Annotated in this window: 26 protein-coding genes and 3 pseudogenes; 10 read left to right on the top strand and 19 right to left on the bottom strand. The window is 63.4% G+C overall.

Annotation, left to right across the window (positions count from 1 at the left end; translation table 11 throughout):
* Positions 1–66: 66 nt before the first annotated feature.
* The 12 genes and pseudogenes from sucD to ccmA all read right to left on the bottom strand — a co-directional run bounded on the left by sucD (position 67) and on the right by ccmA (position 7,629).
* On the bottom strand, positions 67–969 hold the full coding sequence (gene sucD, locus ACVDG8_RS20735) for a succinate--CoA ligase subunit alpha (protein WP_447256359.1): 903 nt from the start codon (positions 967–969) through the stop codon (positions 67–69).
* Positions 970–996: 27 nt separating this feature from the next.
* Positions 997–1,413, bottom strand: a complete 417-nt coding sequence (locus tag ACVDG8_RS20730; protein WP_447256358.1) for a PIN domain-containing protein — start codon at positions 1,411–1,413, stop codon at positions 997–999.
* Positions 1,340–1,636, bottom strand: coding sequence for a hypothetical protein (locus tag ACVDG8_RS20725; protein WP_447256357.1), 297 nt, complete (start codon positions 1,634–1,636; stop codon positions 1,340–1,342). The genes ACVDG8_RS20730 and ACVDG8_RS20725 overlap by 74 nt, the downstream gene beginning before the upstream one ends.
* An 83-nt stretch (positions 1,637–1,719) precedes the next feature.
* Positions 1,720–2,217 (bottom strand): DUF1579 family protein, encoded by a 498-nt coding sequence (locus ACVDG8_RS20720; RefSeq protein WP_447256356.1) that lies wholly within the window; start codon positions 2,215–2,217, stop codon positions 1,720–1,722.
* Between the two features lie 3 nt (positions 2,218–2,220).
* A complete protein-coding gene (locus ACVDG8_RS20715) occupies positions 2,221–2,592 on the bottom strand; it encodes a cupin domain-containing protein (RefSeq protein WP_447256355.1) in 372 nt (123 codons plus the stop codon).
* Positions 2,593–2,596: 4 nt separating this feature from the next.
* Positions 2,597–3,790 carry an ADP-forming succinate--CoA ligase subunit beta gene (sucC, locus tag ACVDG8_RS20710; RefSeq protein WP_447256354.1) on the bottom strand — a complete coding sequence of 398 codons (1,194 nt, stop codon included), beginning with the start codon at positions 3,788–3,790 and terminating at the stop codon, positions 2,597–2,599.
* A gap of 37 nt (positions 3,791–3,827) precedes the next feature.
* Complete coding sequence (gene mdh / locus ACVDG8_RS20705; RefSeq protein ID WP_447256353.1) at positions 3,828–4,796, bottom strand: malate dehydrogenase; 969 nt, start codon at positions 4,794–4,796, stop codon at positions 3,828–3,830.
* A gap of 473 nt (positions 4,797–5,269) precedes the next feature.
* Complete coding sequence (locus ACVDG8_RS20700) at positions 5,270–5,845, bottom strand: DsbE family thiol:disulfide interchange protein (RefSeq protein WP_447256352.1); 576 nt, start codon at positions 5,843–5,845, stop codon at positions 5,270–5,272.
* Positions 5,842–6,015: a heme exporter protein CcmD gene (ccmD, locus tag ACVDG8_RS20695; protein ID WP_447256351.1), complete on the bottom strand. Its 174-nt coding sequence runs from the start codon at positions 6,013–6,015 to the stop codon at positions 5,842–5,844. Before ccmD ends, ACVDG8_RS20700 begins: the two co-directional genes overlap by 4 nt.
* A gap of 130 nt (positions 6,016–6,145) precedes the next feature.
* Positions 6,146–6,811, bottom strand: a complete 666-nt coding sequence (gene ccmB / locus ACVDG8_RS20690) for a heme exporter protein CcmB (RefSeq protein ID WP_447256350.1) — start codon at positions 6,809–6,811, stop codon at positions 6,146–6,148.
* 82 nt (positions 6,812–6,893) lie between these two features.
* The gene (locus tag ACVDG8_RS20685; protein ID WP_455707194.1) at positions 6,894–7,022 is read right to left on the bottom strand and encodes a hypothetical protein; all 129 of its coding nucleotides are present in this window, start codon (positions 7,020–7,022) and stop codon (positions 6,894–6,896) included.
* Positions 7,022–7,629 (bottom strand): annotated as a pseudogene (gene ccmA / locus ACVDG8_RS20680) (heme ABC exporter ATP-binding protein CcmA). Before ccmA ends, ACVDG8_RS20685 begins: the two are co-directional and overlap by 1 nt.
* A 284-nt stretch (positions 7,630–7,913) precedes the next feature.
* Here ccmA and acnA point away from each other — a divergent pair.
* Positions 7,914–10,604 carry an aconitate hydratase AcnA gene (gene acnA, locus ACVDG8_RS20675; protein WP_455707193.1) on the top strand — a complete coding sequence of 897 codons (2,691 nt, stop codon included), beginning with the start codon at positions 7,914–7,916 and terminating at the stop codon, positions 10,602–10,604.
* A 124-nt stretch (positions 10,605–10,728) separates the two neighbouring features.
* On the opposite strand, the gene ACVDG8_RS20670 is transcribed toward acnA, so the two are convergent.
* Positions 10,729–10,926, bottom strand: coding sequence for a hypothetical protein (locus ACVDG8_RS20670; RefSeq protein WP_455707192.1), 198 nt, complete (start codon positions 10,924–10,926; stop codon positions 10,729–10,731).
* Between the two features lie 312 nt (positions 10,927–11,238).
* On the opposite strand from ACVDG8_RS20670, the gene ACVDG8_RS20665 reads away from it, so the two are divergent.
* The gene (locus ACVDG8_RS20665; protein ID WP_447257398.1) at positions 11,239–12,042 is read left to right on the top strand and encodes a DUF1223 domain-containing protein; all 804 of its coding nucleotides are present in this window, start codon (positions 11,239–11,241) and stop codon (positions 12,040–12,042) included.
* A 621-nt stretch (positions 12,043–12,663) separates the two neighbouring features.
* The gene (locus ACVDG8_RS20660; RefSeq protein WP_447256346.1) at positions 12,664–13,050 is read left to right on the top strand and encodes a DUF2794 domain-containing protein; all 387 of its coding nucleotides are present in this window, start codon (positions 12,664–12,666) and stop codon (positions 13,048–13,050) included.
* 144 nt (positions 13,051–13,194) lie between these two features.
* On the opposite strand, the gene ACVDG8_RS20655 is transcribed toward ACVDG8_RS20660, so the two are convergent.
* From ACVDG8_RS20655 to ACVDG8_RS20640, 4 genes and pseudogenes are all read right to left on the bottom strand, one after another.
* Complete coding sequence (locus ACVDG8_RS20655) at positions 13,195–13,770, bottom strand: N-acetyltransferase family protein (RefSeq protein ID WP_447256345.1); 576 nt, start codon at positions 13,768–13,770, stop codon at positions 13,195–13,197.
* A 115-nt stretch (positions 13,771–13,885) separates the two neighbouring features.
* Entirely contained in the window at positions 13,886–14,623 is a 738-nt protein-coding gene (locus ACVDG8_RS20650; protein ID WP_447256344.1) for a Bax inhibitor-1/YccA family protein, read from the bottom strand.
* Between the two features lie 254 nt (positions 14,624–14,877).
* Positions 14,878–17,417: pseudogene (locus ACVDG8_RS20645) on the bottom strand (ABC transporter permease).
* The gene (locus tag ACVDG8_RS20640; RefSeq protein ID WP_447256342.1) at positions 17,417–18,115 is read right to left on the bottom strand and encodes an ABC transporter ATP-binding protein; all 699 of its coding nucleotides are present in this window, start codon (positions 18,113–18,115) and stop codon (positions 17,417–17,419) included. The pseudogene ACVDG8_RS20645 and the gene ACVDG8_RS20640 overlap by 1 nt, the downstream one beginning before the upstream one ends.
* Positions 18,116–18,197: 82 nt before the next feature.
* On the opposite strand from ACVDG8_RS20640, the gene ACVDG8_RS20635 reads away from it, so the two are divergent.
* Complete coding sequence (locus ACVDG8_RS20635; RefSeq protein ID WP_447256341.1) at positions 18,198–18,857, top strand: arylesterase; 660 nt, start codon at positions 18,198–18,200, stop codon at positions 18,855–18,857.
* Between the two features lie 135 nt (positions 18,858–18,992).
* Positions 18,993–19,590: pseudogene (gene thpR, locus ACVDG8_RS20630) on the top strand (RNA 2',3'-cyclic phosphodiesterase).
* On the opposite strand, the gene ACVDG8_RS20625 reads toward thpR, so the two are convergent.
* On the bottom strand, positions 19,494–20,012 hold the full coding sequence (locus tag ACVDG8_RS20625; RefSeq protein ID WP_447257397.1) for a low molecular weight protein-tyrosine-phosphatase: 519 nt from the start codon (positions 20,010–20,012) through the stop codon (positions 19,494–19,496). The pseudogene thpR and the gene ACVDG8_RS20625 sit on opposite strands and share 97 nt — an antisense overlap.
* 114 nt (positions 20,013–20,126) lie before the next feature.
* Here ACVDG8_RS20625 and ACVDG8_RS20620 point away from each other — a divergent pair, with 114 nt between their 5' ends.
* The 5 genes from ACVDG8_RS20620 (at position 20,127) to ACVDG8_RS20600 (ending at position 22,861) form a co-directional block, all read left to right on the top strand.
* Positions 20,127–20,420, top strand: coding sequence for a 4a-hydroxytetrahydrobiopterin dehydratase (locus ACVDG8_RS20620; RefSeq protein ID WP_447256339.1), 294 nt, complete (start codon positions 20,127–20,129; stop codon positions 20,418–20,420).
* 129 nt (positions 20,421–20,549) lie between these two features.
* Positions 20,550–20,912 carry a YkvA family protein gene (locus tag ACVDG8_RS20615; RefSeq protein WP_447256338.1) on the top strand — a complete coding sequence of 121 codons (363 nt, stop codon included), beginning with the start codon at positions 20,550–20,552 and terminating at the stop codon, positions 20,910–20,912.
* Between the two features lie 265 nt (positions 20,913–21,177).
* On the top strand, positions 21,178–21,681 hold the full coding sequence (locus ACVDG8_RS20610; protein ID WP_447256337.1) for an invasion associated locus B family protein: 504 nt from the start codon (positions 21,178–21,180) through the stop codon (positions 21,679–21,681).
* A 20-nt stretch (positions 21,682–21,701) separates the two neighbouring features.
* Complete coding sequence (locus ACVDG8_RS20605; protein WP_447256336.1) at positions 21,702–21,929, top strand: hypothetical protein; 228 nt, start codon at positions 21,702–21,704, stop codon at positions 21,927–21,929.
* Between the two features lie 173 nt (positions 21,930–22,102).
* The gene (locus tag ACVDG8_RS20600) at positions 22,103–22,861 is read left to right on the top strand and encodes a DUF4336 domain-containing protein (protein WP_447256335.1); all 759 of its coding nucleotides are present in this window, start codon (positions 22,103–22,105) and stop codon (positions 22,859–22,861) included.
* Between the two features lie 19 nt (positions 22,862–22,880).
* On the opposite strand, the gene ACVDG8_RS20595 is transcribed toward ACVDG8_RS20600, so the two are convergent.
* A complete protein-coding gene (locus tag ACVDG8_RS20595; protein WP_447256334.1) occupies positions 22,881–24,233 on the bottom strand; it encodes a chloride channel protein in 1,353 nt (450 codons plus the stop codon).
* Between the last annotated feature and the right edge of the window lie 130 nt (positions 24,234–24,363).

Here is a 24,363-nt window from a genome sequence, read left to right as displayed (position 1 = left end):
AAAGCAGCCGCGCTAGCCCCGTTCTTCCTGTTCCCCTACTGCCATACTGCCCTACTCCTTACTGCCTTAACCCTTGATCGCTTCAACCAGCGTCGTGCCGAGACGCGCCGGCGACGGCGATACCTTGATGCCGGCCGATTCCATCGCCGCGATCTTGTCTTCCGCGCCGCCCTTGCCGCCCGAGATCACCGCGCCCGCATGGCCCATGGTGCGGCCAGCCGGCGCGGTGCGCCCGGCGATGAAGCCCGCCATTGGTTTCTTGCGGCCGCGCTTGGCCTCGTCCTTCAGGAACTGCGCGGCGTCTTCCTCGGCCGAGCCGCCGATCTCGCCGATCATGATGATCGACTTGGTCTCGTCGTCGGCAAGGAACATCTCGAGCACATCGATGAACTCGGTGCCCTTGACCGGGTCGCCGCCGATGCCCACCGCCGTGGTCTGGCCGAGGCCGACATTGGTGGTCTGGAAGACTGCCTCATAGGTAAGCGTTCCTGAGCGCGAAACAACGCCGACCGAACCCTTGCGGAAGATGTTGCCGGGCATGATGCCGATCTTGCATTCGTCGGGCGTCAGCACGCCCGGGCAGTTCGGTCCGATCAGCCGCGAGGTCGAGCGGTCGAGCCGCGCCTTGACCTTGACCATGTCCATCACCGGGATGCCTTCGGTGATGCAGACGATAAGCGGGATCTCCGCCTCGATCGCTTCCAGGATGGCTTCACCGGCGCCCGCCGGCGGCACATAGATGACGGAGGCATTGGCGCCGGTCTTGGCCTTGCCCTCGGCGACGGTGGCAAAGATCGGCAGGCTCTCGCCCTTCGAGCCGGTCCAGGTCTCGCCGCCCTTCTTGGGGTGGATGCCGCCCACCATCTTGGTGCCGTGATAGGCCAAAGCCTGTTCGGTGTGGAACGTGCCGGTCTTGCCGGTCAGGCCCTGCACCAGAACCTTGGTGTTCTTGTCGATGAGAATGGACATGAGTGGGAACGCCTCTGAATTCAGCGATTACAAGAAAGGATTGACGGCCCGGACCGAGCCATAAACCTGGTTGTGGTTGAGATCTTCGGTGTAGAAAATCGGCGCGCCGAGTCGTTCCGCTGCCGCGAGCAATGCTGCGTCATAATATTTAAGTTGATAGCGGCGCGCGAGACGAAGCCCCGCGATGACATAGGCTTGGTCGACCGCGACAAACGGCAGCGCGCCGAGAAACACCAGCCACTGGTCGACCACCGCGTCGGCAGAGACTGATTTGCGTCTTGCAACGTTTGCGAATTCGGCCAAGATCTGACCGGAGACGCCGAAGACAGTCTCCAGCACAAGCCTTTGCGCGATATCGTGTCGGCGAGGATCACTTGTCCTCTCCGAAGCCGCGTACAGCAGGACGTTCGAGTCGAGAAAGCATTCTATCTTCTCGTTCGGCATAGATCTCGTCCCGATTCCATTTGTACGCGGGCCCAAGGTCGAGCGGAGTTTCGGCCATCAGCTTACGCATACCTTCCCGCGCCCAGGCAATCCGGTCTTCCTGCTCAACTTCATGCGCGAGCAGTGAACGAATGAGGGCGTTGAGCGTGGTCTTGCGACGTTCGGCGAGAGCTCTCGCCTTTTCAAGCAGAGCCGCGTCCATGGCCAGGGTGACGTTCTTCATTGTGCGTCTCCACATAAATACACAGGCATAATATGTGTGATTATGTGTAATCTTTCAATCGTCTTAGCCACGGTCTCCATCGGTCAGCCTTCCCCGATCCCGGAAGGTTGAACGCGCCGGTAGAGCCCGCTCACCATGTCTTGCCAGGCATCGCTTCCGGCAGGCTTGAATTGAAGTTTCATGCGGTAGGTATCGGCGTCTTCGAAAATATACGTCACGCGCGCGGCGCCGCGTGGCGACGACCGCTCCAGGACCAGCTCGCTGCCGTTCCACGCGCCCGTGGCCGGTGATGCGGGCACGACGCCCATTGAATCGAACTGATGCATGGTGACGACGTGGTTCTGCTGGTCGAAGCCGAACACATTGTGCGAACCGAAGGAAATCGTGCCATCGCGGCGCTGGCGATAGCGCTGCACCACGAACAGACCGCCGAACTCAGCCTCAGCCAGCACGTCCGCGGTCGCCGGGCCGCCATCAGCCCATTGCGTGTCCGCCACCTCTTCCTCGCCACGCCATGCGCCGACCAGCGCCTGCAGGCGCTGGTGATCGGCGGACAGCGAGGAGAAGGAGGCAGCGTTCATGAATCAGAGCCGCTTCAGGTCGGAGACGGTGAGGTCACTCCGGGCATTGCCGGTGTTCAAGGTCGTTGCCGGCTCGAACATCAGCACCACGGGCTCTGAAGTCAGCGAACGCGGCCGGTGCTCGACGCCGCGCGGCACGACGATGAAATCGCCCTCGCCGAGCTCGACCGGACCGTCGCGGAAATCGATGGCGATCCGCCCGCGCAGGACGAGGAAGGCTTCGTCTTCGTTGTCATGCGCGTGCCAGTCGAACGCCTCGCCGAACTTGGCGACCTTGGCCTGGCTGTCATTGACGTCGCCGGCGATATGCGGATCGAAGACCTTGGTGATCTTCGCGTCCGCCGCCTCGACCAAGTTTATCTTGCGCGGAGGCATCCGCTCAACCCTTAACCGCCGCCACAATCTTCTTGGCCGCGTCGTCGAGATCGTCGGCCGAGACGACATTCAGGCCGCTCTCGTTGATGATCTTCTTGCCGAGCTCGGCATTGGTGCCTTCCAGGCGCACCACCAGCGGCACTTTCAGGCCGACTTCCTTGACCGCCGCGATGACGCCCTCGGCGATGATGTCGCACTTCATGATGCCGCCGAAGATGTTGATCAGGATGCCTTTGACCGCGGGATCCTTGGTGATGATCTTGAACGCCGCCGTGACCTTCTCCTTCGACGCGCCGCCGCCGACATCGAGGAAGTTAGCCGGCTCTGCACCATAGAGCTTGATGATGTCCATCGTTGCCATGGCGAGGCCGGCGCCGTTGACCATGCAGCCGATATTGCCGTCGAGCGCGACATAAGCGAGGTCGTATTTTGACGCCTCGATTTCCTTCTCGTCCTCTTCCGTCGTGTCGCGCAGTTCAACCACGTCCGGGTGACGGAACAGCGCGTTGTTGTCGAACGACACTTTCGCGTCGAGCACGCGCAGATGGCCGTCCTTCATGACGATCAGCGGATTGACCTCGAGCAGGCTCATATCCTTCTCGACGAACGCCTTGTAAAGGATCGGAAACAGCGCGCCACCATCCTTGGCCGCGTCGCCGTCGAGCTTGAGCGCCGCGTTGATCTTCTTGATGTCATCCGCCGTGACACCCTTTTCCGGGTCGATGGCGACGGTGACGATCTTCTCCGGCGTGTCATGCGCGACCGTCTCGATGTCCATGCCGCCCTCGGTCGAGACGACGAAGGCGATGCGGCCGACTGAGCGGTCGACCAGGATCGACAGATAAAGCTCGCGCTCGATGTCGGCGCCGTCTTCGATATAGAGGCGGTTGACCTGCTTGCCGGCCGGACCGGTCTGCTTGGTGACCAGCGTGTGGCCGAGCATCTCGTTGGTGTTGGCGACGACTTCGGCCGCCGACTTCGCCAGGCGCACGCCGCCCTTGGCATCGGGGCCGAGCTCCTTGAACTTGCCCTTGCCGCGGCCGCCGGCATGGATCTGGCTCTTCACCACATAAAGCGGGCCGGGCAGCGCCTTGGCGGCAGCTTCCGCCTCGCTCGCCTTGAACACCGGAACGCCGCTTGCTACCGGCGCGCCGAACGACTTCAGCAGCGCCTTGGCCTGATATTCATGGATGTTCATACGCTTGGTCTCCGAGGACGGTTACTTGCCGGCGAGATTACTTGGCAGCGAGATGCGGGGCGATCTTGGTGCAGGCTTCGGTCAGGCCCTGAACGGCGGCCACCGAACTATCGAACATCTTCTGCTCGGCCTTCGACAGGTCGATCTCGATGACGCGCTCGACACCGCCGGCGCCGATCACCACGGGAACGCCGACATAGGTGCCCTTGACGCCATACTGGCCCGAGAGGTGCGCCGCGCAGGGCAGCACGCGCTTCTTGTCCTTGAGATAGGCTTCCGCCATCGAGATCGCCGAAGCGGCCGGCGCGTAATAGGCCGAGCCGGTCTTCAACAGGCCGACGATCTCGGCGCCACCATCGCGGGTGCGCTGCACGATCTTGTCGAGCTTCTCCTTCGAGGTCCAACCCATCTTGACGAGATCGGGCAGCGGAATGCCGGCCACCGTCGAATAGCGGATCATCGGCACCATCGAATCGCCATGGCCGCCGAGCACGAAAGCGGTGACGTCCTCGACCGAGACCTTGAACTCTTCCGCCAGGAAATAGCGGAAACGCGAAGAGTCGAGCACGCCGGCCATGCCGACGACATGGCTGGTCGGCAAGCCGGAAAACTTCTGCAGCGCCCACACCATGGCGTCGAGCGGATTGGTGATGCAGATGACGAAGGCCTTGGGCGCGTACTTTTTCAAACCCGCGCCGACCTGTTCCATGACCTTGAGGTTGATGCCCAGAAGATCGTCGCGGCTCATGCCCGGCTTGCGCGGCACACCGGCGGTGACGATGCACACATCCGCGCCCTCGATCCCGGCATAGTCGTTGACGCCGGTGAGCCTGGAGTCGAACCCGTCGACCGGCGAAGACTGCGCGATGTCGAGACCCTTGCCCTGCGGAATGCCCTCGGCGATATCGAACAGCACCACGTCGCCGAGATCCTTGAGGCCGATCATATGGGCGAGCGTGCCGCCGATCATGCCCGAGCCGATGAGCGCTATCTTGTTGCGTGCCATGTGAGGATGTTTTCCCTTTGTCTGTGACGATGCCTGGAATTCTGCAGGCTGGATGACGGGGCCGGGGAGGCCTAAAAGGATGCAGGAAACCGCGAGATTTCGCCGCACGCAATAGCTCCGCCTGCCAAAAAATTCAAACGATTATTTTGAGCCTAGCATTTTCAATCGGTTAGATGCTTCGGGATTTACGTAAACGTCAAAGTTTGTGAGCCGACTGAGGAGAATTTACACAATGAACGTCGAAATCAGAAGGCTTCATCCCGGCAATGACGCCCTTGTGATGCAGGTGGCGAAAGAGGTGTGCCGCGGCTGGACCGTTGGCTCGTGAGCCCGCTGTGGTTGACGGCGCACTGAGATTCAGGTCAGGCCGAGTCGAAAATGGTGGGCTCCGAGAACCGGAGCGGAGCGTACTGAAGTACGTGAGCACCGGAAGCGCAGGAGGCCGCCATTTGCAGGCCGGTCTCACCTGAATATCAGTGCGCCGCCAGTGCCTTTTCGATCTGTGGCAGAAGCTGATCCCGCGCCGAGTCCGGCGTCAGCGGCCCGACATGCTTGTAGGCGATCTTGCCGTCCTTGCCGATGACGAAGGTTTCCGGCACGCCATAGACGCCCCAGTCGATCGCCGTGCGTCCGGCCGGGTCGACACCGATCGCCTCGAACGGATTGCCGAGGTCGCCGAGGAACCGGCGGGCATTCGCCGGCTGGTCCTTGTAGTTCAACGCCGCCATGCCGAAGCGCTTGTCCTGGGAGAGGCCAAGCAGCACCGGATGCTCTTCGCGGCACGGCGCGCACCAGGACGCGAAAACATTGACCAGCGTCACCTTGCCGGTGAAGTTTTTGGAATCGAGCCCCGGCAGATCGGTGCCTTCGAGCGGCGGCAAACTGGTCCGCGGCGCCGGCAGGCCGATCAGGGCCGAGGGGATTTCGGCAGCGTCGCGGCCGGACAAAAGCTGCGACAGAAACAGCCCGGCCAGCCCCAGGAACACCAGCAACGGCAAAAGCACGAACAGGCGGCGACGCGGCGCCGGCGCTTTGGTTTCGAGGCTCATGGCTTCGTCGCCCCCGTCTTGTCGGAGCGCCGCCGCACACCGGCGGCTTCCAGCGCCGCGAGCTCGCGCTTGCGCGCCCGCTGGTCGAGCAGGATCCAGCCGATCAACCCGGCCAGCACGATGGCCGTGATGGCATAGGCGGCGGTGACGAAGAGAGCGTGTGCGCTCATCCCTGCCGCTCCCTGACCATATCTTCCAAGCCTGCCATACCGGTCCGCTCGATCATGCCATCCCCTTAACGCCGCGCCGCGTCTCCCGCAATTCGTCGCGGTGCCGCATGATCAAAACGATCGGCGGGCATCAATCCGTCCCATGGCGCAGCGCCAGGGCCGCCGCCAGCGGCCCGAGCACGGCAAGAAACAAGGTCAGAGCGGCCAGAATGAGGAAAGGCTGCAGGAAAGGCGCCGGGTTGGCAACGGCGCCGTAGCTCGCCGAGACACCGAAAATCAGCACCGGGATGGTCAGCGGCAGCACCAGCACCGAGATCAGCAGCCCGCCGCGCGGCAGCGCGACAGCAACCGCCGCACCAGCTGCACCTATGAAGGTAATCGCCGGCGTGCCGACGAGAAGGGTGAGCGCCGTCGCGCCGATGCCAAGCGGCTCCATGTTCATGAACAGGCCGAGCAGAGGCGCGGCCACCACCAGCGGCAGCACGCTACCCGTCCAATGCGCCAGGCACTTCGTCAGCACGGTCAGCGCCAAAATATGACTGTCGTTGTTCAGCACAAGCAGATCGAGCGAACCGTCCTCGCGGTCGGCCTGGAACAGGCGGTCAAGCCCGAGCAGGCAGGCGAGCAAGGCGGCGATCCACAGAATTGCCGGCCCAATGCGCGACAAAAGGTTGAGGTCGGGCCCGACGCCGAACGGGATGGTGACGATGACGGCGAGGAAGAAGATGACGCCGGTCAGAGCGCCGCCGCCAGCGCGGATGGAAAGGCGGATATCGCGCAGGAAGAGGGACCACATTATGAGGTGATCCCTTTGGAAGGTCTGCGTTCCTTCGCGCCCCCCTCTGCCCTACCGGGCATCTCCCCCACGAGGGGGGAGATCAGCTGTCGCCGACGATTTCGCCAATCACCAGCGTCGCACGGGCGAGCGGGGCGCCGATGCTGCCAATCTCCCCCTTGTGGGGGAGATGTCCGGCAGGACAGAGGGGGGCGCCGTAGAGCGCCTGCATCAACTGGCCACTCCCATCCTCAATTCCTTCGCGCCCCCAACCCCAGCGGCAGATGCGTCGCCGCCACCACAATTCCTCCGTCGCGAAGATGCCCCCGCATCAACCCCGCAAACCGCTCTTCCGACGCTTTGTCCAACCCCGCCGTCGGTTCGTCCAGCAGCCAGACCGGCCGCCGGCTGACCAAAAGCTTGGCGATCGACGCCCGCCGCCTTTGCCCTGTCGACAGATAGCCGAAAGGCAAATGCCCAAGCCCGCCCAGCCCGACCGTCTCCAGCGCCTCATCAACACTCAGCGCCGGCTCGCCCTGGAAGGCGCGCCAGAAAGCCAGATTCTCCTCCACGCTCAGCGCCGGCTTCATCGCATTGAGGTGGCCGAGATAATGTGAAGCCGAAGCCACCGTCGGAAATTTTTCGCCGCCGCCTTCGATCTGCACGCGGCCGCGCGCCACCGGCAGCAGACCGGCGATAACCCTCAGCAGCGTCGATTTTCCGGTGCCGTTCGGGCCGGTGACGACCAGCGCCTCACCCTTGCCGAGCGCAAAGCCTATGCCGGAGAAGACCAACTCGCCGCCGCGTTCGCCGCCTAGATTTTCGGCGATCAGCCGCATTCCTGCCCGTCCCGAAAGCATCGCTTTGCGATCACCGCCGCATCGCACAAATTTGCCTGTCGCCTGTCTAGAACTATTCCAGGAAATTCTCTATATGCGGTTCATCCGTGCCAGCGGTCGGCGCGGGAACAGAATTTGCGCCGAACCAGCGCACGCGCCGCCTTGAACGGCTCGGGTTGCTTGGGAACGGACAGCGGAAATGGCCGTACCCGCACCTTTGCGCGTGATTGCATGCCATCGGCGTCCGTTCCCTTTCAGGCTGAACAGACAAGGACGGATCGCACGTGTCAAAATCCCTCGACAGTTTCAATTGCCGCCGCACCCTGACCGTGGGTGGCGTGGACTATGTTTATTTCAACCTCGTCGAGGCCGAGAAGAACGGCCTCACCGGTATCGCCCAGCTGCCCTATTCGATGAAGGTGCTGCTGGAGAACCTGCTGCGCAACGAAGACGGCCGCTCGGTCACCAAGGAATCGATCCAGGCCGTTGCCGGCTGGCTGACCGACAAGGGCACCGCCGGCGTCGAGATCGCCTATCGCCCGGCCCGCGTGCTGATGCAGGATTTCACCGGCGTGCCGGCCGTGGTCGATCTTGCCGCCATGCGCGACGGCATCAAGGCGCTGGGCGGCGATCCGGAAAAGATCAATCCGCTGGTGCCGGTCGACCTCGTCATCGACCACTCGGTGATCGTCGACGAATTCGGCACGCCGATGGCCTTCGCCCGCAATGTCGAGCTCGAATATGAGCGCAACGAGGAGCGCTACAAGTTCCTGAAATGGGGCCAGCAGGCTTTTCGCAACTTCCGCGTCGTGCCGCCCGGCACCGGCATCTGCCACCAGGTCAATCTCGAATATCTGGGCCAGGTCGTGTGGACCAACACCGAGGATGGCGAAACGACCGCCTATCCCGACACCTGCGTCGGCACCGATCCGCACACCACCATGATCAACGGTCTCGGCGTGCTCGGCTGGGGCGTCGGCGGCATCGAGGCCGAGGCGGCCATGCTCGGCCAGCCGGTCTCCATGCTGTTGCCGGAAGTGATCGGCTTCCGCCTCACCGGCAAGCTGAAGGAAGGCGTCACCGCCACCGATCTCGTGCTCACCGTCACCCAGATGCTGCGCAAGAAGGGCGTCGTCGGCAAATTCGTCGAGTTCTTTGGCCCCGGCCTTTCCAACATGACACTGGCCGACCGCGCCACCATCGGCAACATGGCGCCCGAATATGGCGCGACCTGCGGCTTCTTCCCGGTCGACGGCGAAACCATCCGGTACCTGACAATGTCCGGTCGCGAGGAAAGCCGCATCGCGCTCGTCGAAGCCTATTCGAAGGTGCAAGGCATGTGGCGCGATGCCAGCTCGACCGACCCGGTCTTCACCGATCTGCTCGAGCTCGACCTCGGCGACGTCGTGCCGTCGATGGCGGGCCCGAAGCGTCCCGAAGGCCGCGTGCCGCTGGAAGGCATTCCGGCCGGCTTCGCCAAGGCGATGGAGACGGAATACAAGAAGGCCGCCGAGATTTCGAAGCGCTATGCCGTCGAAGGCACTGACTATGATCTCGGCCATGGCGATGTCGTCATTGCCGCCATCACGTCCTGCACCAACACCTCGAACCCGAGCGTGCTGATCGGCGCCGGCCTGCTTGCCCGCAACGCCAATCGGCTTGGCCTGAAGCAGAAGCCGTGGGTGAAAACGTCGCTCGCGCCGGGCAGCCAGGTGGTGGCCGAGTATCTCGAAAAGTCGGGCCTGCAGAAGGAGCTCGACCAGATCGGCTTCAACCTGGTCGGCTTCGGCTGCACCACCTGCATCGGCAATTCCGGCCCGTTGCCGGCGCCGATCTCCAGGACCATCAACGACAAAGGCTTGATTGCCGCCGCGGTGCTCTCCGGCAACCGCAACTTCGAAGGCCGCGTCTCGCCGGACGTGCAGGCGAACTACCTCGCCTCGCCGCCGCTGGTGGTCGCGCATGCGCTGGCCGGCACGGTCACCAAGGACCTGACCACTGAGCCGCTCGGCGAGGACAGGAACGGCAACCCGGTCTACCTCAAGGACATCTGGCCGAGCTCGGCCGAGATCCAGGAGTTCATCGAAAAGAACGTTACGCGCGAGTTGTTCGCCCGCAAATATGCCGACGTTTTCAAGGGCGACGCATACTGGCAAGGCGTCAAGGCGCCGGAAGGCCAGACCTATGCCTGGGACGATCACTCGACCTATGTGCAGAACCCGCCCTATTTCGCCGGCATGGGCCGCTCGTTCGGCAAGGTCGGCGACATCAAGGGCGCGCGCGTGCTCGGCCTGTTCGGCGACAAGATCACCACCGACCACATCTCGCCGGCGGGTTCGATCAAGGCGGCCTCGCCGGCCGGCAAGTACCTCACCGAACACGGCGTCGGCGTCGCCGACTTCAACCAGTACGGCACGCGGCGCGGCAACCATGAGGTGATGATGCGCGGCACCTTCGCCAACATCCGCATCCGCAACCACATGCTGGGCGAGAACGGCCGCGAAGGCGGCTACACGATCCACTATCCCTCGAAGGAGGAGATGTCGATCTACGACGCCGCCATGGAGTATAAGAAGGAAGGCGTGCCGCTGGTGATCTTCGCCGGCGTCGAATATGGCAACGGCTCGTCGCGCGACTGGGCGGCCAAGGGCACGAACCTGCTTGGTGTCCGCGCCGTCATTGCCCAGTCCTTCGAGCGCATCCATCGCTCCAACCTGGTCGGCATGGGCGTCATCCCCTTCGTCTTCGAGGACGGCACCTCCTGGGCCACGCTGAACCTCAAGGGCGACGAAACGGTCGAGATCGACGGCCTGGAAGCGATCAAGCCGCGCCAGAAGATGGTAGCCAAGGTCACCTACGGCGACGGCACGGTGAAGAACGTGCCGATCATCTGCCGCATCGATACGCTGGACGAGCTCGACTACTTCAAGAACGGCGGCATCTTGCAGTACGTGCTGCGCGATCTGGCAGCGTAACAAGGGAATAAGGCAGTAGGGCAGTAAGGCAGTAAGGGAGTAGGGCAAGGAAGCAGGCTCCCTACTGCCCTACTGCCCTACTGCCCTACTGCCCTACTGCCCTACTGCCCTACTGCCCTACTGCCTACCTACCCCAGTCCATGCCGAGGAAACGACGCAGGTTCAACGGCGTACAGGCAAGCGCAAAGCCGGCGATCGGCAGGATGTCGGCCCGGATCGTCAATCTGGTCGCGAAGGTGTGTAACGGCGTCAGGCCGATGCCGATCGCCACCACCCACCATGCCAGGACCTCGGCGAAGCCACCGGCCTTGTGCCGCCGCACCTGCGAGACGCACCACAATCCGGCGGCAATGAAAGCAAGATTGGCGAAGCATTAGCCGGCTTCGCCCAAAGTCCAGGCCCGGTCCGCTTGCAATAGAGATCGACAGGGGGTCAGGAGAGTTTGCCACATGGTGATGATGCCGCCGCCGAATCGAACCAGGACGTGAAATGCAGTGACCTCTCCTATTGCCGCCTTACCTGCGGTTGCAATGACAAAATTTCACTGCAACGTGACTTCCCGTTGACCGTCGCTTCTGCCACATATTTTGGCAACCAGAACAAGGCCGGCGTCACCGGCGGGAATTGGAAAGTCATGATATCTCCCGGACCGTTGCGGCTTGCGGCCTTTGCGCTGGTCCTTTCGGCATTCGCCGGCACGGCGCTGGCAGCCGAGCCTGAAACATCGAACGGCGACAAGCCACAGCCCGAAAAGACCGCGGTCGACAGACCGCTGGGCGTGGTCGAGCTTTTCACCAGCCAGGGCTGCAGTTCCTGCCCGCCGGCCGACGAATTCTTCGCCGAGCTCGCCAGCAAGGACAACATCGTCGCGCTCGCCTATCACGTCAATTACTGGGACTATCTTGGCTGGCAGGATACGCTGAGCAACAAGGAGAACACCGAGCGGCAGTATGACTATATGCGCGCCTTCAACAGCCGCTCCGTCTACACGCCGCAGGCCGTCATCAACGGCCGCAATCATGTCAACGGCGCCAGCCGCAAGGAAGTCGATGGCGCGCTGGCGCGGCTCGACAGGATCGGCGAGGGCATGCGCGTCGGCATCAAGGTCAGCCGCACTAGCGATCGCGTCATGATCGACGCCGGCGACGCCGGCGACGGTCCAAGCGATGCCCACGTGGTGATCGTCTATTTCGATCCGCCGCAGACGATCAGCATCGGCCAGGGCGAGAACAGCGGCCGCAGCATGACCTATTGGAACGCCGTCTCCGACATTCAGACCGCCGGCATGTGGCACGGCAAGGCGCAGCGCTACGAGCTGCCGATGACCGAGATCGCCAAGAGGGCCGGCTGCGCGGTGCTTTTGCAGTCGGTCGGCAAGGACGGCATGCCCGGGCCGATCCTCGGCGCGGCATTCATTCGCAAGCCCGAGCCCCTTTGACGCTTCGTCGCTTTAAAGCTTCGTCATCCTATGGCGAAGCAAGGAGCGAAGCGACGCGGCGCAGACCATAGGATCCATGCCGTGACCTACGCGTCATGCAACGGCGCAAATCTTGGCATCAGAGTGCCAGCCTGAGCGGCCTCTTTTCTGCGTCGTATCCGTTCTACGCAAACGTCACGGCATGGATCCTAGGGTCTGCGCGCCGCTTTGCGGCACTCCGCCCTAGGATGACGAAAGCTAAGTAATAAAAAAACCGGCGTCAGCTTGCTTCTGACGCCGGTCATTTAGGTTTTGGGATCGTCGCACCTGATTTTTCCAAGGAAAAACCGAGGTTGGTTCGATCCGACGCTGACCCGTGGGCGGGGGGCTTGGGGTTTACGAGCCGGTGCCGGACCGAACCGTCTCAGGCAACGCCGGTAAATTCGTCGGACATTGGGGCATGAGCGCGGATAATTTGTGGCGAGATTGTGGCGGAACATCACCAATTCCAACATGCGTTTTGCAAATGTGACTGGACCTTTGCGAAACAGCGCGACCCTGGCTTGCTTAGCCGGCCCTTGCAATTCAGGCGTGAAAGCGCGAACCTTCGGCTTGCGCACGATTCAATCGAAGGATTGAGGCATGACCGATCACGGCGGCGGGACGGAGGATGGGGAAGCATCCGGAATATTGATCCCGTTGCACGAGGCGAGGCGCGAGCGCTTCGATCAACCGGTGCGTTTCGACCGACGCGAGCTCGACCAGATCCTGAGGCTTTACGGGCGTATGGTGGCGGCCAATGAATGGCGCGACTATGCCATCGACCATCTTGCTGATCGCGCTGTCTTTTCCGTCTTCCGCCGGGCCAGCGAAGTGCCGCTTTTTCAGATCGTCAAGGACCCAAAACTCGCGCGCCGCCAAGGCGCCTTCGCCGTCATCGCCGCCGGCGGACGCATCCTCAAGCGCGGCCAGGAACTCGGCCGCGTGCTTGGTGTTTTCGATGCCAAGCTCAAGGTGGTCCAGGCCTGATTCTGGAGAACTGAAGAGTTGAAGAACTGGGGAATTGAAGAACTGAGGAACAGAGGAAAAAGGCGATCGACGCCTGATCTAGGCGCAGTTTCTTTTTCCTTATTCTTCAGTTCCTCAGTTCCTCAGTTCCTCAGTTCTTCTTCTTCAGTTCTTCAATTCCCCACGAAACTTTCGCTCCGGCAGCGAATCAGGATCGGGCGGCAGCTCCTTGCCGCCATTCAACGGCAATTGCATGAACACCGTATCCAGCCAGCGTCCGTGCTTGAAGCCGGATCCTTCCAGCCGCCCGGCATGACGAAAGCCGAGCTTTTCGTGGAGGCGCACCGAGGCGCTATCCGCATGGCCGTCGCCGATGACCGCTATGATCTGGCGGAACCCCGCCACGCGCGCCGCTTCGATCAGCGCTCGCATCAACAGCAGGCCGACGCCTTGCCCCTTGGCCTCCGGCGCCACATAGACCGAATCCTCGACGATGAAGCGGTAGGCGGGCCGCGGCCGGAAGGGACCGGCATAGGCGTAGCCGAGCAGAACGCCATTCTTCTCGGCGATCAGATAAGGAAAGCCACCGGCCGTTAAGCTGCCGAATCGGTTGCCCATTTCGCTGCGGTCGGGCGGCTCGAGTTCGTAGCTTGCGGTGCCGTTGCGCACCGCATCGGCATAGATTTCCGTGATCCGGTCGAGGTCGGCCGACGCTGCAGCTCTGATCGAAATATTGCTCATAATTTGTGCAAGTTGTTTCCCTGCCTCGATTACAGCAAAGGCCCATGCAAAGGAAAGGGCGGCCATTGGGCCGCCCTTTCTGAAGTCTATGGTCCAGTCAGGCCTGGATTGCGCCTTAGCGGCGCTGGCCCATGAACTGTAGCAGGAACATGAACAGGTTGATGAAGTCGAGGTAGAGCCTCAACGCGCCCATGATCGCCTTGCGGCCGGCGACGTCGGACTGGTCGCCCTCATAATACATCTCCTTGATGGCCTGCGTGTCGTAAGCGGTCAGGCCGGCGAAGATCAGCACGCCGATCGCCGAGATGGCGAAGCCGAGCGCCGACGATTGCAGGAAGATGTTGATCAGCATCGCGACCAGTAGGCCGATCACGCCCATGACCAGGAACGAGCCGAACGCCGACAAGTCGCGCTTGGTCGTGTAGCCATAGAGCGACAGGCCGCCGAAGGCCGCGGCCGTGGCGAAGAAGGTCTGGGTAATGCTGGTGCCGGTGTAGACGAGGAAGATCGTCGACAGCGACAGGCCGACCAGGCCGGCATAGACCCAGAACGTCGTCTGCGCCGCAGCCACGCTCATCGACTGGATCCTGAACGACAGGAACATCACGGCGGCGAGCGGAGCCAGGATGACGACCCAGCGGAACGCGCTTGCATAGATGAGCTGGCCGAAGGCGGTCAACTGACCGTCGCCGGTGACGGCGAACTGGAAGGCGCCGAAGGCGGCAAGGCCGGTGATGAGCAGGCCAAGCCCCATAAGGTTATAGACTTTGATCATATAGGCGCGCAGGCCCTGATCGATATCGACGCGCGCGCCGGTGGCGGCGGTCTGGAAGTTGCGGATGGGATCAGCCATTGGAAATCCTCTTTTGCTTCTGCCCCGTCGGTGACGGGTCTTTTGGGGTTACCCGTTCAGACCGGGCGCCGCTGGCGGGGCTCCAGCATGCCTAGCGCGGAATATGATGGTTCTTGGCGTCAAGAACAAGACGGTAACGAGGCGTAACGCTTTGTGAGAAGGCAAAAAAGCCGGTTTCCGGCCGCTTGGCGTGGCTTTCTTACAAAGATTTAACCAGACCGCCGGCTTGGCCACCCGCTTGGCGCCCCGGCCGCTCAGAGATTGCGCAGCACCGGCGCCGCCTTGTGGCCAAGCACGCGCCAGGTGCCGGCAAGACCGATGCCGACCGTGACGACAAGCGAGGCCAGGATCGTCGCCACCGCCACTTCCGGCATGAAATGCGACGGCAGCGTCATGATATGCGCCACCACGAACCATGCCGCGACACCTCCGGCGGCCAGCGCGAACAGCGCCGTGGCAAGGCCGATCAGCATATATTCCAGCGAGAAGGCCGCGATCAGCGTCCGGCGTGTCGCCCCCAGCGTCTTCAGCACCACCGCGTCATGGATGCGCGCCCGGTTGCCGGCGGCCAAAGCGCCGGAAAGCACCAGCACCGAGGCGATCAAAGCCACGCCGGCGGCGGCGCGGATCGCGGTGCCGAGCTGCTCGACCAGCCGGTTGACGATGTCGAGCGCGTCCTTGACGCGGACCGTCGTGACCGCTGGAAAGGCGCGCGTCACGGCATTGAGCAGACGCGCGTCGGCGGCGGTTGTAGCGTTTTTGTCGGTCAGCGTCGCCAGCCAGCCATGCGGCGCGCCGGCAAAGGTGTTGGGCGAGAACACCATGACGAAATTGATGCCCATCGTCTCCCACTGCACCTGGCGGAAATTGGCGATCTTCGCGGTCACGTTGCGGCCGAGCACATTGACGGTGACGGTGTCGCCAAGCTTCAGCCCGATCGCCTTGCCTTCCTCCGCCGAGAACGACACCAGCGGCGCGCCGGAATAATTGTCCGGCCACCATGCGCCTTCGGTCAGCGTGGCGTTTTCGGGCTGCCTGGCGTCATAGGTCAGTCCGCGGTCGCCGCGCAGCACCCAGGCACCGTCGGCGGGGATCTTCATCTTGGCGACATCGACGCCGTTGAGCGCCATGATGCGACCGCGCAGCATCGGCACCTTGACCAGCGTTCCGGCCGGCGACTCCTTGCCGACCAGCGCGGCAAAGGCGTCGACATCGGTGCTCTGGATATCGACGAAGAAGAAGTTCGGCGCCCGCTCCGGCAGGCTGCCCGAAATCTGCCGCCGCAGATTCCCGTCGATCAGCGCCAGTGTGACCAGAAGCGTCAGCCCGAGCCCGAGCGACAGCACCACCGAGGGCGTCAGCGCGCCGGGACGGTGGATGTTGCCGAGCGCCAACCTGAGCGGAACCGAGCGCACGCGTGGGCTGCGGCGTGCCAGCCATTGCACCAGAAGCGCCACCAGGCGCAGCACGAGGAAGGCAAAGACCGTCGCGCCGACGAAGATCGAAGCGATGCGCTGGTCGCCGGCGGAGAAAATGGCGAGCGCTCCAAGCAGCAGCACGATCGCCAGAGCGGCGCCGGCATAGGGCAGGCGCGGCAAGCCGCGGCTCTCAAAACCCATCTCGCGAAACAGCGCTGTCGCCGGCACGTCGCGGGCGCGGCCGAGCGGCAAAGCGCGAAGGCCAGCGTCACCAGCAGGCCGAACAGCGCCGCCATTCCCAGCGCGCCAGGATAGAAGCCGCCTTGAGCCGGCACCGGGATGACCGACTGCAGCAGCGCGCTCGCCACGAACGGCATGGCGGCACCCAGGATCAGGCCGAGCACGATGCCGAGGCCGGCGATCAAGAGTATCTGCACGAGATAGACGGTGAAGACGAAGCCGCCCGAGGCGCCGAGGCTCTTGAAGGTGGCGATGACGCCGCGCTTGCCGTCGAGATAGGCGCGCACCGCATTGGCGACGCCGACGCCGCCGACCACCAGCGCCGTCAGCCCGACCAGCGTCAGGAATTGCGAGAAACGCTCGATGTTGGCGGAGAGCGCCGGCGCCGCATTGCTGCGCGTGCGGATCGACCAGCCGGCCTGCGGGAAATCCTTGGCGGCCTGATCCTGGATTTGCTTGATCCGCGCCTCGGATGTGCCGTCAGGCAGCCGAACCTTGTAAGCGTTCTCGACCAGGCTGCCGGGCTGCACCAGGCCGGACGCCGCAAGCCCGTCGTCCGAAATCATCAGCCTTGGCGCAAACCCGAAACCGTCGGACACCGCATCCGGCTCGCCGATCAACCTGGCGCGCAGCTCGAAGGTGGCGCTGCCCATTTTCAGCCGGTCGCCGATGTGGAGATTGAGCCGGTCGAACAACAGATCAGGCGCCGCGGCGCCGAACACGCCGGACCGCTCACCGAACAACTTGTCCCTGGGCAGCGCCGGATCGGTTTCGAGCGCGCCGTAAAGCGGATAGGCATCGTCCACCGCCTTGGCTTCGACCAGCGCCTGGTCAGAACCGTCCTCGAGCCGCGCCATCGAGCGCATACCGGAATTGAGCGACACCGCGCCGAGGCTTTTCAGGAAGCCGAGCTCGGCGTCGGAAGCGCTGCGCTGGTTGATCTGGAAACGCAGGTCGCCGCCGAGCAGCGTCTGGCCCTGATCGGCGACGCCGGCGGTAATCGCCTGTGCCACCGAATTGACGCCGCCGATCGCCGCGACGCCAAGCGCGATACAGGCAAGGAAGATCAGGAAGCCGGACAAGCCGCCGCGCATCTCGCGCAGCGAGAAGCGGATGGCGAGCTTCAATGTCCGCATCAGGCCAGCACCTTCACAGGCTTCGGCGCGTCCTCGATCCGGCCTGAGCGCATCGACACCTGGCGGGCGCAGCGCGCGGCAAGCGCCGGATCATGCGTGACCAGCACCAGCGTCATGCCGCGCTCGGCCGCCTTGGCGAACAGAAGGTCGGCGATCTGCCGTCCCGTCGCCTGGTCGAGATTGCCGGTCGGCTCGTCGGCGATGAGGATGCGCGGCGAGGGCGCCAGCGCCCGCGCGATCGCCACGCGCTGCTGCTCGCCGCCGGAAAGCTCGCCCGGATAGTGCGTCACACGGTCGCTGAGGCCGACCGCGGCAAGTTCTCGCGCCGCCACGCCGAACGGATCGGCATGACCCGCAAGCTCGAGCGGCACCGCGACATTTTCGAGCGCCGTCATGTTGGGGATGAGATGGAAGGACTGGAAGACGATGCCAATGTTTCGGCCACGAAACGAAGCGATCTGGTCCTCGCTTTTGCCGTTAAGCAGCTCGCCAGCGATTCGGACCGTACCCGAATCGACCCGTTCCAAACCCGCCAGAACCATGAGCAGAGTGGACTTGCCGGAGCCCGAGGGACCGACAATGCCGGTGGCTTCGCCGGCGGCGACATCGAGACTGACGCCTGTCAGCACGTGAACGGAGGAAGCGCCCTCGCCGAGCGTCAGCGATACATCCCTCAGCGCGATGACGGCTTCTGTCACAATGAAAGCGTCCTATATGTGGAAAAAGGAGACGGGCCTTCAGTCTCCCTTGGGATTGTTCAGGTCATATGGGGCTCGCCGCATGGCTTTCAAACACCGATTTGCCGCAGCCCGTATTTTCGCGACCCTCGTCCTTTTCCTAAGCGTTTGCGGCGTCATGTCGTCGGCGCGTGCCGGGACCTTCACCATCGTCGGCTTCGGCGACAGCCTGATGGCGGGCTTCAGCCTCGGGCCGGGCCAAGGTTTCACCGACAGGCTGCAGGCCGCGCTCAAAGCGAAAGGCCATGACGTCAGCGTCGCCAATGCCGGCGTTTCCGGCGACACCACGAGCGGCGGCCTGGCGCGGCTCGACTGGTCGGTGCCGGACGGCACCAGGCTGGTCATCCTCGAGCTCGGCGCCAACGACATGCTGCGCGGCGTTTCGCCCGACATCCCCAAAAAGAACCTCGACGCCATGCTGGCCAAGCTGAAGGCCCGCAACATCCCCGTGCTGCTCGCCGGCATGCGCGCCGCGCCGAATCTCGGCCCCGACTACCAGAGGGCCTTCGACGCGATCTATCCGCGTCTCGCGGCGAAATATGCCGTTCCGCTCTATCCGTTCTTTCTCGACGGCGTCGCTGGTCACCCGGATTTGCAGATCGAGGACGGCCTGCACCCCAATCCCCGTGGTGTCGACGTGATGGTCGAGCGCATCCTGCCAACCGTCGAGAAGGCGATCGCCGACAATGGCGGCGCGTCATGAGGGGGCGACCCGTCATGAGGCCGAAACATCACAGTTTCCCCTGGGGAAACCTTGTGGACAACAAACCGCTTGCCCCGCGCGAATATCGATGATTCGCTAGGGACAAGAGTTCGATTCGAGGACAGGAGGCTTCCCATGCCACGTCTTTTTCACCGCCCTCGAAATTCCCCGTGACGCTGCTCTTTCGTTGTCTCTGCTCCGTGGCGGGTTGCCCGGAGCGCGCTGGATCGACGTCGAGAACTACCATATGACGCTGCGCTTCTTCGGCGATATCGAAGGCCATGTGGCTGACGAAATCGCCAATGCGCTCGACCGGGTGGATCGCCCCTCCTTCCAGCTGACGCTGTCGGGTGTCGGCGCCTTTGGCGGGAAAAAGCCGCATGCGGTATGGGCCGGCGTTGCTCCTTCGCCTGATCTTGTAGCGCTGCAAGGCGAGATCGACCGCATCTGCCAGCGGCTGGGGCTGCCCGCCGATGCCCGCAAATTCTCACCGCATGTGACGCTCGCACGGCTGCGCAACGGCAGCCCGCTCGACGTCGCGCAATATCTGTCGGCGCGTGGTAATTTTTCCGCGCTGCCCTTCCGAGTCGGTCGCTTCGTGTTGATGTCGTCACGCGATTCGGTTGGCGGCGGGCCTTATATCGTCGAGGAGGCCTGGCCGCTGGTCGGCGCCGATGCGCTGGCTTCGAGCCGCTTCGCCAGCGCCTCCGACGCCTCGCGAATCATGCGATAGACCGAAGCGAAGGCTTGCTGGTCGTCATAATAGGGATCCGGCACATCGCGGGCGTTGCCGGTGGCAAAATCCAGATAGAGATGGACGCTGTCGCGCGCGGCCGGCGGCGCCAGCGCCTTGAGGTCGCGCACATTGGCCCGGTCCATGCCGAGGATCAGGTCGAAGCGTGAAAAATCCTCCGGCAGCACTTTGCGCGCCCTTTGCCCGGAAATGTCGACGCCATGTTCGGCAGCGACCGAGATCGAGCGCCGGTCGGGCTGCTCGCCGCTGTGCCAGCCGCCGGTCCCAGCCGAATCGATCACGATATTCTGGTCTTTTCCGCGCTCCGCCAGCACGGCGCGAAACACGCCCTCGGCCAGCGGCGAGCGGCAGATGTTGCCAAGGCAGACGAACAGAATGGATTTTATGGGCTTGGCGCTCATCGATCCGGCGGATCTAATCTTGCTTTCATGCATTTCGTCTTCCCAAACCGCCGCGCACTTTTGGGCGACATGCATTATGGTGCAGGCCAATTTCGAATAGCATAGGGAACGCATATGAATAGGGACAAACTGAGCAAGGAGGCGGTCGGCGCGGCTTTGGCGGAACTCGAAGGCTGGTCGCTGGCCGCCGACGGCGTCTCCATCAAGCGTAGCTTCGTCTTCAAGAATTTTTCCGAGGCCTTTGCCTTCATGACGCGCGTGGCTCTGGCCGCCGAGAAGATGGATCATCACCCCGACTGGTCGAATGTCTACAAGACCGTCGACGTGACGCTGAACACGCACGACGCCGGCGGCGTAACCGCGCTCGACGTCGAACTGGCGAAGCGGATGAACCGCTATTTCGGCTGACCTTTCCGATAGGGTCGGATTCCGATTTTCCGGCCGACCGCCGGCCAACTCTTGTAGCGGGCTCGCCCTTTCACCACATTTTCCCGCAATGGCCGCCGTGCAAGGACACGCGCGGCCAAGGAGATGTGAATGGCGCAAGGACCTGGCTTTGATTTCTTTGGCTTTGGCGACAAGCTCGCCAGCGAAAGGGAAGTGCGTGAGAAATTCTGGCGCACCGCCAAGAAGGCGGCCCGGCAGATCCCGTTCATGGACGAGGTCGTCGCCGCCTATTATTGCGCGACGGACAAGGACACGCCGTTGCGCGCCAAGGCGATCCTGCTCGGCGCGCTCGGCTACTTCGTCCTGCCGTTCGATTTCATCCCCGATTTCGTCGTCGGCTTCGGCTTCACCGACGATCTCGCGGTGCTGACCGCCGCAATCACCGCCGTCAGCGCCCATATCACGCCCGCGCACAGGCAGGCCGCCAAGGACGCCTTGGCCGATAAGAGCTGACCACCGCCCGGAAAACCCGCACCATGAGACCGTGCAACCACGCACGCGAAAAGACAAACTCTTGCCGTTTTCGTGGCCTCCAAGTTCGCCGGGACATCGCGCCAGCCGCTTTCAACGGCGGTGGCGCGAATGGCGGCGGTTTCCTGGGGTGACATCCTTTTCTTGAGGAAAATTCACCGTTTGGTAACCCTGATTAAATCAAAATGAAGCGACGGCAGGACGCCATGCGGCCCGCCTCCGCACCATGTGGAATACGGGAAGAACGATGCGCGGATTGATAGCTATAGTTTCCAGCCTGGTCCTGGCGGCCTCGGCAGCGCCGGCCTTGGCGCAGCAGGCGACCAAGATCGGCCAGCACAATGCCTGGGGCACCTACAGCTATCAGTCGCAGGCCGGTAAGGTCTGCTACGTGCTGACCGTGCCGACCGACAAGCAACCGCCGACGCTCGACCACGGCGACATGTTCTTCTTCGTCAGCCAGCGTCCTGGACAGCAGGTCTCCTACGAACCGCAATTCATCGCCGGCTACAATTTCCAGGAAGGCTCCAAGGCGACCGTCACCATCGACAAGAAGACGTTCTCGATGTTCACCCGCGGCAAGTCCGCCTGGGTCGAGAACGCCGCGGAAGAGCCGGTGCTGATCGCCGCCATGAAAACCGGCACCGACATGAAGGTGCAGGCAAAGTCCGGTCGCGGCAATCCCACCTCTTACGTCTTTTCGCTGAAGGGCATCTCGGCCGCGCTGTCTTCCATCGCCAAGTGTAAATAGGCCGGCAGAGGGTTATCGATTTGTCGGCCGAGGCGATCGATGCCGCGATTCTCGGCGTCGCGATGACGCGCTGGCAGAAGACGGCCATGATCATCGTCAAATCGCTGGAGAACCTTCGGGACTCGAAGGTCGAGGCCTCCTACGACGACATCGCGGAACGCATTTATGCCCTCGCCTCGCAAGGTCGGCTTGAAGGCCAAGGCGATCTTACCCTATGGCGTCATAGCGAAGTTCGCCTGCCTGGTTGATATTCCGGCAACAACCGCGGACAGTCCGATACAACTCGTCGACAATCGCCCGCTCGTGGTGCGATGCGCGGAACGGCCCGCTTCCCGACTGGCAAAAGCGCGCCATATCCCTGTGAAGGTCGCTTCGGTGGGGCGAAGCGACTTGGGCCGTGCGTTGTCGCCAAGGTCGAACCATGCTTCAGCAACATGTGAAAACCCGGTCCGCTCTGGATCTCTACGAGCCGATCGATGTCCTTAAGCCCGTCGCTCCCGATCTCTGGATCGTGGACGGTCCACGGATAGGCTTCGGCGTCGGACCGGTAGAGTTTCCTTTCACCACCCGCATGACGGTCATGCGCCTCGGCAACGGCGACTTGATCCTCCATTCGCCCGTTGCGCTTACCCCCGCACTGCGGTCGGCGATCGAACTTCTGGGGCCGATCCGCTTCCTGGTTGCTCCGAACTCCCTTCACTACTGGTGGCTGCCCGACTGGAAGGCCGTTTTGCCCGATGCGGAAGTTTTGGCGGTGCGCGGCCTGCAGGAACGGGCGAAGCGGCCGATTGAAGTAGACCGGCTGTTGATAGGTCGCGGCTCGCCATGGCCCGGCGAAATCGACCTGTTGGTCGTGCGCGGCGATGTCCTGACCGAGGCCGTCCTTTTTCACCGCGCTTCGAAAACGCTGATCCTCACGGATCTGATCGAGAACTTTGAGCCGAAACGGATACACAGCTGGTTCCTCAAGCTGCTCATAACGCTCGCCGGCGCCTCCGACCCGGATGGCAAGGCGCCTATCGACATGCGGTTGAGCTTCTTTCGCCGCCGCAGGGCTTTGCGGCTGGCGGTTCATCAGATGCTCTCCTGGCAGCCGGAACGCGTCATAATCGCGCATGGCCGCTGGTACGAGAAAAATGGCACTGCCGAACTTCGCCGCGCGTTCCGATGGGTGCTGTGAGCGTCAGTTCTCGAAACGGCTACGCCTTGATGGTTTCGCTCGTCTCGGCTCGGCGCCGCCGGATCGCCTCGGCGATGAACACCCGCGACAGCGCGTGGTAGAGGGGCTCGTGCGAGATCAGCCGCGCCGTGCCGTAGCCGAGCACGGCCGCGCACATCAGCGCGATGACATTGTCATGGTTGCCGGTCATTTCGAGGATGATGACGAAGGCCGTCATCGGCGCCTGCACCACGCCGGCGAAATAGCCGGCCATGCCGAGCAGCGCCGCCGTGCCGGTCGCCGTGCCGAAGACCAGACCGAGCGTGCTGCCGAGACCGGCGCCCACCGCCAGCGACGGCGCGAAGATGCCGCCCGGGATGCCCGACACCATCGACAACAGGCCGGCCGCGAATTTTTCGACGAAGAACAAAGCCGGCAGCGGCGCGCCTTCGATGGCGCCGCGCGCCTGGGTGTAACCGGTGCCGAAGGTGAGGCCGCCCGAAGCGATGCCGATCACCGCGACCAGCAGCCCGCAAATCGCCGCCACGACCAGCGCGCGCGGCAGCGGCTGCAGCGCGTTCCAGCGCCGGATGCGTCGCCCGATCTTGAGCGCCGCGAGCGAGAACAGCGCGCCGACACCGCCGCCGATGATGCCGCAGGCAAGCACCAGCGGCCAGTCGCTGGCAAACGCCACCGTGTCCTTGGCGACGCCGAAATAGGTGTAGTTGCCGATCAGGCCGAGCGAGGCGAGGCCAGCCAGGATCACCGCGGTCAGCACCAGGCCGTTGGTCCGCGATTCGTAAGCGCGGCCCATCTCCTCGATAGCAAAGACGATACCGGCGAGCGGCGTGTTGAAGGCGGCGGCGATGCCGGCGGCCGAGCCGGCCAGGATCAGGCCGCGCGCCTGCGCCATGCCGCCCCAGCGCGCCGCCTGCAGCATCACCGAGGCGCCGACCTGCACGGTCGGGCCTTCGCGGCCGATGGAGGCGCCACAGAACAAGCCGATGATGGTCAGCGCGATCTTGCCCACGACCAGCCTGAGCGACAGGATGTGGCTGCGGTCCTCGTCGTCGCGCAGATGCCGCGCCGCGATCGCCTGCGGGATGCCGCTGCCTTGCGAACCAGGAAAGAAAGCATGCGCCAGCCAGGCGCACAGCACGAAGCCGAGCGGCGTCATCACCAGCGGCAGATAGAAGCGCCAGCCGCCTGCACTGCCGGTCACCGTATGGAACAAGGCCTGTGCCTGATCGGCGAGCAGCGCAAACAGCACGCTGATCAACCCGATCGATATGGCGCCGGCCCAGAAGACCAGCCGCGGCTGCCAGACGCGACGCGAAACCCACATCGCCTGTGAGCGCCGCAGCATCGGGTGTTTTCGCGATATGCCGGCCATGTCGATCCTCGTGATGGAGGCCCAGCCCTATCACAGGCTGGGGGTCGATCAAGACTGCGAGGTCAGGCGCGGTTCGCGCATATGCTCTGGATTGTCCCGCCGACCCTGTGCCGGCGGGAATGTCAAGCGA

The sequence above is a fragment of the Mesorhizobium sp. ORM8.1 genome, assembly GCF_053005525.2.
The sequence above is the reverse complement of the archived record's forward strand: the minus strand, read 5'-3'. Positions and strand labels throughout refer to the sequence as shown.